14 protein-coding genes are annotated in these 13,314 nt (G+C 44.1%); 2 read left to right on the forward strand and 12 right to left on the reverse strand.

Annotation, left to right across the window (positions count from 1 at the left end; genetic code table 11):
• Positions 1–10 precede the first annotated feature (10 nt).
• Both ABIX36_RS02075 and ABIX36_RS02080 read right to left on the reverse strand, forming a co-directional pair.
• A complete protein-coding gene (locus tag ABIX36_RS02075) occupies positions 11–1,186 on the reverse strand; it encodes a TlpA disulfide reductase family protein (protein WP_348080502.1) in 1,176 nt (391 codons plus the stop codon).
• A gap of 51 nt (positions 1,187–1,237) precedes the next feature.
• Positions 1,238–2,419, reverse strand: a complete 1,182-nt coding sequence (locus ABIX36_RS02080; RefSeq protein WP_348080503.1) for a formimidoylglutamase — start codon at positions 2,417–2,419, stop codon at positions 1,238–1,240.
• A 260-nt stretch (positions 2,420–2,679) separates the two neighbouring features.
• Between ABIX36_RS02080 and ABIX36_RS02085 the strand changes: the two genes are divergently transcribed.
• Positions 2,680–3,648 carry an NAD-dependent epimerase/dehydratase family protein gene (locus ABIX36_RS02085; protein WP_348080504.1) on the forward strand — a complete coding sequence of 323 codons (969 nt, stop codon included), beginning with the start codon at positions 2,680–2,682 and terminating at the stop codon, positions 3,646–3,648.
• Between the two features lie 191 nt (positions 3,649–3,839).
• Here ABIX36_RS02085 and rlmD read toward each other — a convergent pair whose 3' ends face one another.
• The 4 genes from rlmD to creD all read right to left on the reverse strand — a co-directional run bounded on the left by rlmD (position 3,840) and on the right by creD (position 8,413).
• Complete coding sequence (gene rlmD, locus ABIX36_RS02090) at positions 3,840–5,276, reverse strand: 23S rRNA (uracil(1939)-C(5))-methyltransferase RlmD (RefSeq protein WP_348080505.1); 1,437 nt, start codon at positions 5,274–5,276, stop codon at positions 3,840–3,842.
• A 188-nt stretch (positions 5,277–5,464) separates the two neighbouring features.
• Positions 5,465–5,950: an IS200/IS605 family transposase gene (gene tnpA, locus ABIX36_RS02095; RefSeq protein WP_348080506.1), complete on the reverse strand. Its 486-nt coding sequence runs from the start codon at positions 5,948–5,950 to the stop codon at positions 5,465–5,467.
• Between the two features lie 330 nt (positions 5,951–6,280).
• Complete coding sequence (locus ABIX36_RS02100) at positions 6,281–7,018, reverse strand: ferritin-like domain-containing protein (protein WP_348080507.1); 738 nt, start codon at positions 7,016–7,018, stop codon at positions 6,281–6,283.
• Positions 7,019–7,096: 78 nt separating this feature from the next.
• Entirely contained in the window at positions 7,097–8,413 is a 1,317-nt protein-coding gene (gene creD / locus ABIX36_RS02105; RefSeq protein WP_348080508.1) for a cell envelope integrity protein CreD, read from the reverse strand.
• A gap of 214 nt (positions 8,414–8,627) precedes the next feature.
• Here creD and ABIX36_RS02110 point away from each other — a divergent pair, with 214 nt between their 5' ends.
• On the forward strand, positions 8,628–9,233 hold the full coding sequence (locus ABIX36_RS02110; RefSeq protein WP_348080509.1) for a hypothetical protein: 606 nt from the start codon (positions 8,628–8,630) through the stop codon (positions 9,231–9,233).
• On the opposite strand, the gene ABIX36_RS02115 is transcribed toward ABIX36_RS02110, so the two are convergent.
• The 6 genes from ABIX36_RS02115 to kbl are packed head-to-tail and all read right to left on the reverse strand — an operon-like array spanning position 9,230 to position 13,194.
• On the reverse strand, positions 9,230–9,811 hold the full coding sequence (locus tag ABIX36_RS02115; protein WP_128532749.1) for a TetR/AcrR family transcriptional regulator: 582 nt from the start codon (positions 9,809–9,811) through the stop codon (positions 9,230–9,232). The genes ABIX36_RS02110 and ABIX36_RS02115 overlap by 4 nt on opposite strands.
• Positions 9,812–9,814: 3 nt before the next feature.
• Positions 9,815–10,228: a hypothetical protein gene (locus ABIX36_RS02120; protein ID WP_348080510.1), complete on the reverse strand. Its 414-nt coding sequence runs from the start codon at positions 10,226–10,228 to the stop codon at positions 9,815–9,817.
• Positions 10,225–11,262, reverse strand: coding sequence for a phenylalanine--tRNA ligase subunit alpha (gene pheS / locus ABIX36_RS02125; RefSeq protein ID WP_348080511.1), 1,038 nt, complete (start codon positions 11,260–11,262; stop codon positions 10,225–10,227). The genes ABIX36_RS02120 and pheS overlap by 4 nt, the downstream gene beginning before the upstream one ends.
• A complete protein-coding gene (locus tag ABIX36_RS02130) occupies positions 11,262–11,681 on the reverse strand; it encodes a PIN domain-containing protein (protein WP_348080512.1) in 420 nt (139 codons plus the stop codon). Before ABIX36_RS02130 ends, pheS begins: the two co-directional genes overlap by 1 nt.
• Positions 11,671–11,955 (reverse strand): DUF6364 family protein, encoded by a 285-nt coding sequence (locus ABIX36_RS02135; RefSeq protein ID WP_348080513.1) that lies wholly within the window; start codon positions 11,953–11,955, stop codon positions 11,671–11,673. Before ABIX36_RS02135 ends, ABIX36_RS02130 begins: the two co-directional genes overlap by 11 nt.
• Before the next feature lie 48 nt (positions 11,956–12,003).
• Complete coding sequence (kbl, locus tag ABIX36_RS02140; protein ID WP_348080514.1) at positions 12,004–13,194, reverse strand: glycine C-acetyltransferase; 1,191 nt, start codon at positions 13,192–13,194, stop codon at positions 12,004–12,006.
• Between the last annotated feature and the right edge of the window lie 120 nt (positions 13,195–13,314).

Consider the following 13,314-nt stretch of genomic DNA (forward strand, 5'->3'; position numbering starts at 1 on the left):
TTCGTATCACTTATATCTTCCCCAGCAACTCTTGCAGTTTATCGTCCAGCGCGTCGCCTCTCAGGTTTTTTGCTACTATTTTCCCTTGTGGGTCTATCAGGAAGTTTTGAGGGATGGCGTGTACCCCGTATAAGGTAGCTGCCATGTTGTTCCAGAATTTAAGATCGGACACCTGCGTCCACTCCAGGCCATCGCTTTTAATAGCTGCCAGCCAGGCGTCTTTAGCGGTTTCCTTATCCAGCGAAACGCCTAATATGGTAAAGTTTTTGCCTTTGTACTTCTGATAAGTACGCACCACGTTAGGGTTTTCATGGCGGCAAGGACCGCACCATGATGCCCAAAAATCAATCAGCACATACTTACCTCTAAAAGATGATAACTGCACAGCTTTGCCGTTCACGTCGTTCTGTATAAAATCGGGCGCAATGGAACCGATGGCGGTGATCTTTAAATTATCGAGGGAATAGCGTAGCTGCCTGCCCTGGTCGGAGTTTTTCAACTCTTCGGATAGGGAATTAAATATAGGCTCCACTTCGGCCACATCCGGTGAGGGGCCGCTTACGCTGGTTAAAGCCAGCAAGCTTAAATAGCTATCGGGATTAGCGGAGATAAAGGTCTTCAGCATGGAGCGTTGCTCATCCTGCAGGGCCTTATACTTGGCCGTCATGCTGTTTTGAAACGCGGCTGATTGCTGCTGCACTGGCGTTGCTGCCTGCGCTTCCTTTGATATGGCCCGCGCTTTTTCAACGATGGGTTTTAGCGCAGCTTTTAACCTGGCATCATCATCGTTTACTTTGGAGCCTGTGATTTTTGCTTGTTTAAGTGAATCAACAGATGTTATGTTAACGGTTCCTTTTTCAACATACAAACCCAGGTAGTCGGTTGCTTTTGATGGCCCCGTGCTTTCGTTAAAGTTTTGCGATACAAATTTATTAAACCCAACACCTTTCGAATCGATAAACAGGGTCGCATTAACGGGGTTTGTGATGGTACCGGTAAAAGTAAATTCACCGTTTACAATAGCGGCCGAATCGGTAACGGTATTAGCGCCTAAACGATAGGCCAAAAACGCCTGCGCGGGTGTATTGTACTTACCAACCTTTGCCTTTATGGTAAACGGTTGTGCATTTTGTGCAAATGCCAGCGCTGGTAAAAAGGACAGCAGGCATAAAAAAGATCTCTTCATTTATAACAATTGTAAGTTTACTTAACGGCAAAAAGGCTAATGAATTGCCAATCAGTTCAATTTTTGAAAAGTACGCCACCACAAGTCGGGCATTTCGCCGGAGCGGGCGGTCTTATAATCATCGTAACGGCAGGGCACTAAATGGTAGCGCTCGTTCTTAGAGCCTCCTGTTGGGTAGGGTACCTGCATCCACCAGCGATCGCTTTTTTTGCTTTTTACAAACACCAGTTCGTGCTCCTCGTGCTTCAGGCTGGTTTTGTAAATAAGGTATTGCGATTTTGGATTGAGCGGAAAATCTTTTTTTCGGTTGTAAAAACCATCGACAAAACACCAGATCATTTGCGACAGCAGCATGGCGGTTTGCCCGTTGTTATCATACGCCGGGTTAAACTCGTAAAAGCCTATGGAGGTAAGCTTATCGTTCATGCCGGCGTAGCGGCATACCTGGCAGGCATCCTCGCCATAAAAGCCATTTGGCTTAGCGTTGGCATTGCCCACCGCGTCTGACGAGCGGATAGCGCCCATATCAAAGCTCACCATATTGGCATTGCGGATCACCGGCTCGGTAGTAGTAATATTGCCGGTAAGTTCGCCAAGGCGGTGTACATCAAAATAAAGCTTATCCATTACCCGTAAACTCTCCTGGCTGGTAAAATAGGTTTGGTACCCCAGGTTACTAAAGTTGAACAGGTAGTTAGGTTCGTGCAGAAAGATCTTGTTTAAGTAGGCTATCGAATTGGTTTCAATGCTATCGCCAAAACCGTCGTCATCCAGGTCGAAATGCGAATCGACCACCAACACATCTACCTTTTGCTCCATGTTTTCGTAGCCCAGGTACTGAGCGTAGCTAAGGTCCTGCCCGCCGCCGATAATTACCGGCACGATGTCCTTTTTTATCAGTTCCTCTACCACGGTTTTTAGCGCGAAGTAGGTATCGGTAACTTTGTCGCCGCGTTTAATATTGCCAAGGTCTACTATTTTGGTGGTATAGCCGCCCTCGTTTAGCTGGTATAATTTCTCACGTACATAATCGGGACCCAAAGCGCAGCCGGGGTTATTAATGGCGTTGCGATCCTCCATCACACCGATGATGGCGATATCGATCTTTTGTTCCAGATCTGGAAAGGCAACCGAATGATGGTCTATCCTGTCGCCCAGTTGGCTGGTATAAAACCCATCTTTAGGTATTATTTTTTTAAGATCGATAGGGGAAAAAAAATCGGCTAAAGACATTGCTTAATTTGAAAATGGGCTGATTTGAAGATTTGAAAATTCAATTTGAAGATTAACTGATTTGAAAATGTTAATACTCAAAATGCAAATATAACTCATATGCAAATACTCTTGCACACTTTTTCATTTTCAAATTTTCAAATCGGAAGCTGTTTTTCCGCTCATTTACATTTTCAAATTAACTCATCTTCAAATTTTCAAATTACTTTTTCGCACTTTTACATTTTCAAATCAGCTCATATTCAAATTTTCAAATTAAAATGATTCTTGTTACCGGTGCAACAGGGTTTTTAGGGGCCGAACTGGCGAAGGAGCTTATCCTGCGCGGCAATACTATCCGTTGCACTAAGCGTGCTACTTCTACTATTCCAGAGATACTTGTTCCCTACCCTGCCAAAATAGAATGGGTGGAGGCTGACCTGATGGATTCCTTTGCTTTAGAGGCCGCGCTGGAAGGTATTACGCAGGTTTATAATTGCGCTGCATGGGTGTCTTTAAAAGCTGCCGATAAAGCACCGATGATCCGTACCAATGTAACCGGCACCGGCTACCTTGTTGATCTGTGTACCGAAAAAGGCATCCGGATGGTGCACACCAGTTCGGTTGCGGCTGTTGGAGAAGCCAAACCCGGCGAACTCATTACCGAGAACCACCACCTTGACCCATCGCTGGAAAGCGATGGTTACGCCATATCCAAACTGGAAAGCGAAATGGAAGTTTGGCGCGGCATTGCCGAAGGGCTTGATGCCGTTATTGTAAACCCGTCTATCATCATTGGCCCGAGTGCGGGTATAGAAGGCAGCGGGCAGATCTTTGAGACCATACGCAAAGGCTTGAAATTTTACACCAGAGGTACCATGGGTTTTGTAGATGTGCAGGACGTGGCCAAATGTATGATAGCACTGATGGAAAGCAACATCAGCGGCGAGCGGTATATCATCAATGCCGAAAACCGTCCCTATCAGCAAATATTTACCGAGATAGCAGGCAAGCTTGGCGTACCCGCCCCTGCAAAACTGGCCCAACCCTGGATGATGGAACTGGCCTGGCGCGGTGCATCGGTATGGGGTGCTTTAACCGGCAACAGCCCTGCCATAGATAAAACCAGTGCGCGGGCCGCATCAGTAACCCGGGAGTTTGATAACAGCAAAATTAAAAAAGCCATCGGCTTTGAGTTTAAGCCGCTGAGCGAGACTATTGAGGAGGTTTGCCAAGTGCTGAAGCAGTAAACCTTATGGTCAGAATCGCTTTTAAATTTTCGGCTAAAGCCAGTATTGATTATTGCTAATCCGTTGGCTAAAGCCAACGGCAATAAATGGGACCAATCTCGCGCATCTATTATTGCCGTCCCTTTTAAGGGACGGACGGGAAAAGAAGCCTTCCGGCTTTAGCCAAAAAACTTCCCCTTGCTATGAATCAGCTACAAATCGTCTCTCAAGGTCAACAATACCACGTTCTCCACATGCTGGGTATGCGGGAACATATCTACCGGTTGAATTTTTACGGTATCGTATTTCTCCTTGAGCACCAGCAGATCGCGGGCCTGGGTGGCGGCGTTACAGCTTACGTATACAATTTTTGGCGCTTCAATTTCCATGAGGCGGGCAACTACATCCGCGTGCATCCCGGCGCGTGGCGGGTCGGTGATGATCACATCGGGTTTGCCATGCTCGGCCACAAAATCAGCTACCAGCACATCTTTCATGTCGCCTGCAAAGAACTTGGTGTTGGTGATATTGTTGATCTGCGAGTTCACTTTGGCATCGTCAATAGCGGTTGGCACATACTCCACCCCTACAACTTCGCGTACCTGGTCGGCAATAAAGTTAGCGATGGTGCCCGCGCCGGTGTATAGATCGTAAACCAGTTCGTCGCCTTTAAACTGGGCAAAATCGCGGGTTATCTCGTAAAGTTTTAATGCCTGGATAGAATTGGTTTGATAAAATGATTTGGGACCAACCCTAAAACGGATCACCTTCCCATGCCCGTTTGCCATTTCCTCGTGGATGTACTCCGGGCCTTTCCAACTCACTACCTCCTGATCGAAAATGGTGTCGTTCATTTTGGTGTTGAGGATATACAGGAGTGAAGTTACCTGCGGGAAATTGGCATCCACAAAGCTCATTAGCTTATTCACCTGCTCTTCATCCGCGTGAGCGAAAACCACGATCACCATAATTTCGCCGGTAGACGAGGTACGGATGATGAGGTTACGCAAAGCGCCCGTATGCTGGCGTACATCGTAATAACTGATGCCCTGCTCTTTGGCGTATTGGTTAATGCTGTTGCGCAGATCGTTTGATGGTTCTGCCTGCAAATAGCAATGGTTTATGTTCAGGATCTTATCAAACCTGCCGGGGATGTGGAAACCGAGGGCGTTCATATCAAGCGTTTCGTCCTCGCGGTTCTCGCCGTCGTACAACCAGCGTTTGTTAGAAAAAGTATACTCCAGTTTGTTGCGGTAGTAGCGGTCGGCAGGCGAGGGCACAATGGCATCCATGTGCTCCACCTCTATTTTGGCGATGCGGGTAAGCGCATCATGTACGGCTTTCTGCTTGAATTTCAGCTGCGCATCGTAGGTCATGTGCTGCCATTTGCAGCCCCCGCAGGTACCAAAATGCTCACAAAAAGCTTCGGTGCGGTGTTCTGACGGCTGGATGAGGCGGATGATCTTGCCTTCGCCAAAATTCTTTTTACTGCGGTAAACCTCAATATCGGCAATATCGCCCGGAACGGCTTTCTCGATAAACAAAACAAAATCATCTGCTTTGCCTACACCTTTGCCTTCTTCGGCTATATCAATTACCGTTACGTTCTCAAAAACTTTATTTACCCGTGGTTTACCAGATCTGCCCATAAGGATGCAAAGGTAAACGAAATAATTATTTTACGAATTAAGCTTCGCAAGTACAAAGTATGCATTTCAATATTGCCGTTGGCTTTAGCCAACGGATTAAGAAAGAAAGAACTGGCTTTAGCCGAAATCGCGCATGCTAATCAACTACATGAGTCCAGCCATAAGCTGTCATAAACTCATTCACCTCATCATTGAAAGATTTTTTTGCATGATGCTTTTTCCTGGTTCCTGATATAATTAGTAACGGCCTCAACCTGAGATTCGCTTACGGAAACAGCGAAGTAATCATCCTGCCAGCTAAATGATTCTTTTGTAAAACCTTCTCTGTTTATCCAAAAGGATGACTCGCCTTTTATTAATTGAGTTACTTTAGAAATAGTTTGGTCTTTACCGAGCGATATGAGGCAATGAATATGTTCAACATGCCCGTCTATTTCTTTTAAATAGATTCCTTTTTCTTTACAATTTGCCCTGATGTGCGTATAAAGTTGGCTTTTGAAATTCGTATGGATTAACGGCTGCCTATTTTTTGTAGAAAACACCAGATGCACCCAGATTTTAACAAACGACATTGAAACTTGATTTAGAAAGGTAAGATAATGGTTTAGCATTAAATACAAAACAATATCGTTACCTGCATAGCCTGTTTGGCTAAAGCCAATACATGATGCCACCTATCCGTTGGCTAAAGCCAACGGCAATATTATATGATGCCCATTCTTTCGCCGGTGATGGTTAGTGCATAATACGGCATCATTAATTAGATTGATTGATTCACCCCCGGGGCTCTCGTATTGTACCGGTATCTCAATCCTCATAACCTACAAAAATATGCTCAATAACTTATCAATATAAACCTCGATGGTGATGTCTTCCATCTCGAATTGCTCATCAATAAGTTCTGAAAATTCAATTAATTCTTCACTCATGGCGGTAAATTTTACTATGCAAACATAGTATTATTATACCAAAAACCAAAACGGTATTTTGTTTTTATTTTTGCTTTATTCCCATGATACGTGCTTTTGCTCCCTTTCGGTTATCATTTTTATAGTTTTACGATACTTATGTATCATCTTTCTAGTAAAGGAATTGAAAGTATTGCCCCCGGCTTTAAATAACGTGCGATGTGCAAACCATACCAGGCAGGATGTTAAAAAGAAGAACGCCTTGTAAACGTGGTTTCGCCAGGCTTTACCGATGCCAGACTTACCCTCGTAGATCATCGCCAGCCGCTCTGTTTGGAAAGTAATGTGATAGGCTTCATCGATCAAGATATCGGTGCAGATCGATTGTAAAAGTTCGCAATCAGTAGCATCTTTCAGGGCCTGATAAAAAATCTGCGCCGTGCTTTCCACCACAATTACAGCCACCGTCCATATTTCCATATTGGTGTTGTAGTACCGCACTTTTCTAAAGAGTGTGTCGCCCCAATCTTTGTTAATACGCGTTTGCCCGATGCCGTCGATATACCGGCCCAGGTTGTTGCCATGTTTTTGCTCCTCCTTTATAAAAAGTTTAACGGCTTCCACGTAGTCCGGGTCGCCTATTTTGTTGGCATATTTGGTTGACGCGGCAATTAAATGCGCCCCCTCCGAGGTTTCGCCCAACTGCCAAGCCTGTAGCGATGGCAATATAATTTTTATCTCGTCGGCGGTTAGTGAAGGGAATAAATTCCAGTCGATGCGTTTTTCGCGGGCATTTGCCTTGAAATGCCCTATCCAATAATTACTTGTATGCATGTTGATTTGGGTTTAAAATCCGCCGCATGCGTGGTGGCATGCGACGGAATATGATGTGAACGGGTTTAGGTGAATACTTTAGTGGCTATCCCAATTGATCTTACGGGAGAAATACATCAGCGCCGCCACAATAACAAACAACGCAATACCACCTACTAACAAGGAGTATTCTTCTAACTGTATGATAATGAAAATGAAGCCGTAAAATATTGCGAGGATAAAGGCAAACAGTGCTGCCGCTCCTTTATTATGCAACAACGAAGCCGTGAAAAAAGAGATGAGCGCTACAGTCGCCGTTGATGAGATGATGTAAGCATAATTGTAACCAACCTGCTCTGCAAAAGAAAGCAAAAGGATATAGTACACAATCATGGCCGCGCCTATCAGCGTATAATTAAACAGGTGAATGGGTTGCCTGCGTATCAACTCTGTTAAAAACAGGGAGACAAAAGTAAGCAGAATAATGAGCGTGGCGTACTTGTTAGTGCGCGTTACTTTTCGGTATTCGTCTACAGGCTGTTGCAGCCGTACACCAAAGGTTGCTTCGGCTATAGCCTTTGAGTTGCTCAGTATGGTATTATCGTTTAGCCATTGCTGCGGAAACGGCCTGTTATAGTAAAGCATGTGCCATTTTGCACCAGAACCATCTGCCGTAGTGTCTCGCGTATCCGGCAGGTAGCGTCCATTATAACGCGGGGTTTTCCAGTCGCTTATAAACTGCACGTTGGTAGTTTTACCAATGTGCAGGAAATTAATGTCGTTGCTCCCCTTCAGGTCGAGATCATAATTAAATGCTATAATCCCGGTAGCAGGCAAAGCAAAATTTACCTGAAGCGATTGTTCAAAAGGGTTTATGTCGCCAGACGCCGGCTCCGGGGTATAACTTTGTCCTTGTATTTTCACTGAAGGGTTGTTCAGAAGCCCTTTAATATCAGATATGCTGAATAAAAGGTGCGCCTTATCGTACATCACCTGCTTGGGCGCTATTCCCAATTTAACCAGATTGGGCTGGGCAAAATTACCTTGCACCCCCACCTTAGAAGTGTACACCGTAACATCAAAAACCCCTTGTTTGAACAATTGCGTTTTTAGGTTTGCTTTAATGTGTACGTCATCGGGCAGCACATAAATATACCCTACCGTGCTGTTAACCGCCATCGGCTGTTTGTTATAAGGTATCACCAACACCGGCCCCTGTATTAACTGGTTGCCCGACCAGCTGTCAGACACCTGTGTGCCTATCTTCGACTGGCTTTCCTGGCGTTCGTCTATCAGTCCCTGGATCCATGACGATGGAATAAGCAGCGCCAGGATAATTAAAGTGATTACGGTTAATTTTACTAAAATGGAACCCTGGTACCATTTTTTCGGTTGTTGTGGGATTTGGTCTATCATATTTTTAATTTAAAAGTTCTTTGTATTTCAAAGTTAATGGTTAAAAAATAACGCTGAATGTTTTGTCAGCGATTATCTTCGAGTTGTTATTGTATCTTAAAGTACTTTGAATAACAAAGTAAATGAATTGAATTTATCATTCCAAATAATTTTGTTTAAATATTTTGTAAATGGAATGCTTGTTATATTTACACATCACTAACTTTATCGAAGAATGTTTAAAAACTTCCTAAAAAAATTGTTCACTCCCGAACCCCGGAAAGAGAACTATATAGCTGCTCAATTGAATGATAAAATTATGCCAATTGACCGTGGTGAAGTATACGAAGATCCGTTAGATAGTTTCCTGAAATTGAAATACTACGGAGAAGTAACAGGTGGCGGAACATTGCTGAGCGAGACCAACGAAATCGAATACTGCGATGTTGAGATCAAAGTAGTCGACGGTAATTTCAATGATCAAAGTATAAAAGACATCATAGAAAAGTTAGAGGAATTGGGTGCGCCAAAAGGATCGAAACTTATAATTGAGCAAACCGGCGAAAAGATAGAATTTGGAAAATTAGAAGGCTTGGCAATTTATCTGGATGGCATTAATCTTTCCCCGGAGGTTTATGAAAATTCGGATTCAGAGGCAATTGCGGAACATATAAAGAATTTAGTCGGCATAAAAAGCGACGTTATCAGATACCATCAGGGTAACACAGAAACTGCCTTATATTTTTACGGACCTTCATTTATGACCATGAAAAACGCGATTACCGATCTTGTGAATAACCATCCTGAATGCGAAAACGCGAGGATCGTTCAGATTGCCTAAACCAAAATCGCCGCCTTCACCAAATAAGGCAGGATCTCTTTTTGGAAAGATACAAAATTCTTGCGCACATCAGCATCGCTTACCGAGGTAAAGGCAAAGCTGAATACGATGCTTTTGCTGCATTTAATTAAAAAACGCAGGCGTTGCTGGTAGGTTTCGTGCTTGCGGATGCCAGCCAGTTGGGTAAAACTCATTACCAGCAACTCTTCCAGTTCGTTAGAAAGGTTCTTTAAAAAATCCTGGGAGTTGGTGCTTTCACGGATAAAATCCCAGCCTATAAATTCGTTGCAAACGGTGTAAGAGAGGCGGCAGGTTTTCATGATGAGGTTGTTGAGGTGCGCCTCTTCATCCAGTTCGGGTACGTTGGTGTTTATCAGTTCGTCAACACTCAACTTAATATAGTCCATCAGCAGCACGTGCAAAATGGCCTCTTTACTCTCAAAATATTTATAAATAGTGGCTTTCGCAATCTTTGCGCGCTTGGCTATTTCGTTTACGCTTGTTTTATGGTAACCGAATTTGCGGAACAGATCCTGCGCTGCCCGCTTAATACTATCTTTAATTTTATCGGCTTCCATTCATCAGTTTGACACAAATATCTCAAAATTACTCACATTTACTGTATAAGCCCTCAGCGATTTTACGGCAGGTGCCTTTACGGGGCTACCGTCTGATAGCGAGAACTTTGCACCGCTGCATGGGTCGGTAGCGGTAAAGCCCGTTGCATCGGGGCTAATCGCGCATAGTTTTTCGGGCTGGTAGCTGCTGCACCTGTCGTAACAGGAGTAGGTGCCATCGGCCTGGCGATAAAGCAATAACCCGGCCACACCGTAACCTGAGATAACTACCGAACCGCCCGCGCTATTGAGTGCCGCCAAGCGCGGATCGGTTTTAGATGCTCTGAAATTTACAGGCACACTGGGCACTACACCTTCAATTTTGCCGCATGATGTAAATGTTAATACGGCAAAAATGATGATAAGTGCATTCCTCATATGATCTCTGATTGAAACTGTTTTAAGAAACGGACGTCGTTCTCAGAGAATAAACGCAGATCGCGTATCACATATTTCAGGTTGGCAATTCTTTCCATACCCATACCAAAGGCAAAGCCTGTATATTTCTTACTGTCGATGCCGCAGTTTTCTAAAACATTCGGGTCAACCATGCCGCAGCCCAATATCTCTACCCAACCGCTGTACTTACACATATTACAGCCGGAACCTTTACAAATGGTACAAGAGATATCCATCTCTGCAGACGGTTCGGTAAACGGGAAGTACGACGGTCGGAACCTAACCTTGGTACCCTCGCCGTAAAGCTCCTGCACAAAGTGGTAAAGCGTTTGCTTCAGATCGGAGAAGGATACGTTCTCATCCACATATAAACCTTCCACCTGGTGGAAAAAGCAATGCGCACGTGCAGAGATAGCCTCGTTACGATAAACACGGCCAGGCATAATGGCGCGGAACGGCGGTTTACCGTTCTCCATCATGCGTACCTGTACCGATGAAGTATGCGTACGCACGGCGATATCGCCGTGCTCTTTATCACCTTTGCGGATAAAGAAGGTGTCCTGCATATCGCGCGCCGGGTGTTCCTCGGGGAAGTTGAGCGCCGAAAAGTTATGCCAGTCGTCCTCGATCTCCGGGCCTTCGGCAACCACGAAACCTAAACGTTTAAAAATATCAATGATCTCGTTACGTACCAGCGATAAAGGATGGCGCGAACCTATTTCCAATCCGTCGCCAGGAAGCGTTAAATCAATTTCGGATTTCGGATTTGCGATTTCGGATGTAAGAGATTCCTTTATCTCCTCATAACGTGCTTCGGTGAGTTGCTTAAACTGGTTAAGCACTTTACCAAAGGTGCGTTTTTCGTCTGCACTAACGGTTTTAAATTGCTCAAAAAGATCTTTTATGATCCCTTTTGTACCTAAAAATTTGATGCGGAATGCCTCCAGTTCTTCAGCCTTAGCGGCCGTAAACGCTTTTATCTCGTCGGTATATTGATCTATTTTTGATTGCATTATAGTATTGTTCTTAAAAATTGTTCGGCAGTTAATACCGGGATGGTTGATTGTTTATAGTCTTTTAGGTTGCGAGTGATGATGGCATCAGCACCATGTTGAATAGCAATATGATTTTCTATGGCATCTTCAAAATCGGTAAAAAAACCGTTCAGAGCACTTTCGATAGCGTCTTTTTCCAAATAAAAAATCTCAAATATCTTTAAAATTCGTTTTACGCCTTCCTTTGCACCCGGCTTACCAATTTTTTTGGATAGGATATAATTGATATTGGCAACTATAAGTGTTGATGTGCTTAATCTTATTCCGTTCGATTTTATCTCTCCAAGAAGCATCTCGGCGTACATCGAAAACGGCTGCCGGTCAACCAATATATCTAATATTATATCGCTGTCTACAAATAAATGCTTATAGGCCATGCCGCTCTTTTAAATACTCCCATTTCAATTCTTTATAATCTACATCATCAGGAACCTTACCTTTCAATATACCTTTGAGTGCCTTAATATCTTCGGATATTTCCATATTTTTATAACGCTCGAGTAAAGGGTCCTCCTTCTTTCGTTTCTTTGAAAAATCATTTAAAAGTTCTTTGAAAAGCTTAGATACACTGATGTTATCTTCCGAAGCTATCCTTTTTGCCAGTTCAACGGTTTGCTCATCAGCACTTAACGTCAATTTCGTTATTGCCATATCTATTCCAATTTATACGTGCAAATATAAAAAACTTATACGTAACATTTATTTGATCACCGCCAGTTCTTTACCTACTTTGGTAAAAGCGGCGATAGCCTTATCCAAATGGTGCACATCATGCGCGGCGGAGATCTGTACGCGGATGCGGGCTTTGCCTTGTGGTACAACGGGATAGTAAAATCCTATTACGTATATACCTTCTTCCAGCATTTTGGCGGCAAATTCCTGTGCAAGCTTGGCATCGTAAAGCATTACGGGCACTATGGGGTGTACGCCCGGTTTTATATCGAAACCGGCAGCTGTCATTTTCTCGCGGAAATATTGGGTGTTGGTTTCCAGCTTATCGCGCAGATCGGTAGTTTCGCTCAGCATATCCAATACTGCTATAGATGCGCCTGTAATGGCTGGCGCAAGCGTATTGCTGAACAGGTACGGGCGCGAACGCTGGCGCAGCATATCGATGATCTCTTTACGGCCTGATGTAAAGCCGCCGGATGCGCCACCCAATGCCTTACCTAAGGTACCGGTGATGATATCTATCTTACCCATTACATTGTGATGCTCGTGCGTGCCGCGGCCGGTTTTGCCCATAAAACCGCTGCAATGGCTCTCGTCTATCATTACCAAAGCATTGTATTGCTCCGCTAAAGCGCAAATTTTATCTAATTGGGCTATCGTGCCATCCATGGAGAAAGCCCCATCCGTAACAATAATACGATGGCGCAGGCCTTGCGTTGCTTTCAGCTTTTCTTCCAGGTCGGCCATATCATCGTGCTTGTAGCGCTGGCGCTGGGCTTTGCATAAACGCACGCCGTCGATTATGGAAGCGTGGTTCAGTTCATCCGAAATAATAGCGTCCTGCTCGTTAAACAGTGGCTCGAACACGCCGCCATTGGCATCAAAAGCAGCAGCGTAAAGGATAGTATCTTCGGTGCCTAAAAAATCGGCTATCTTTTTCTCCAGCTCTTTATGTATATCCTGCGTACCGCAAATAAACCTAACAGACGATAAGCCGTACCCATGTGTATCCATTGCAGCTTTGGCCGCATCAATCACTTTTTGGTTACCGGATAAGCCCAAATAATTATTGGCGCAAAAGTTTATCACCTCTTTACCGCCCTGCACAGTAATATCCGCACCCTGCGGCGATGTAATTATTCTTTCCCGTTTATAAAGTCCCGCTTCTTCAATACCGGCAAGTTCCTGCTGTAAAACCGGCTGCAATGTTTTGTACATAAAATAGCTGTTTAGGCTGCAAAATTAAACATTACCGCCAAATGAACACTTACATGCAACATTTTTAATATATTACAGCAGTAAACAAACATTTTGGCCTAAATAATATTAATTGTAAAA

Origin of the sequence: Mucilaginibacter sp. (assembly GCF_039925265.1) — a bacterium.
Classification (GTDB): domain Bacteria; phylum Bacteroidota; class Bacteroidia; order Sphingobacteriales; family Sphingobacteriaceae; genus Mucilaginibacter.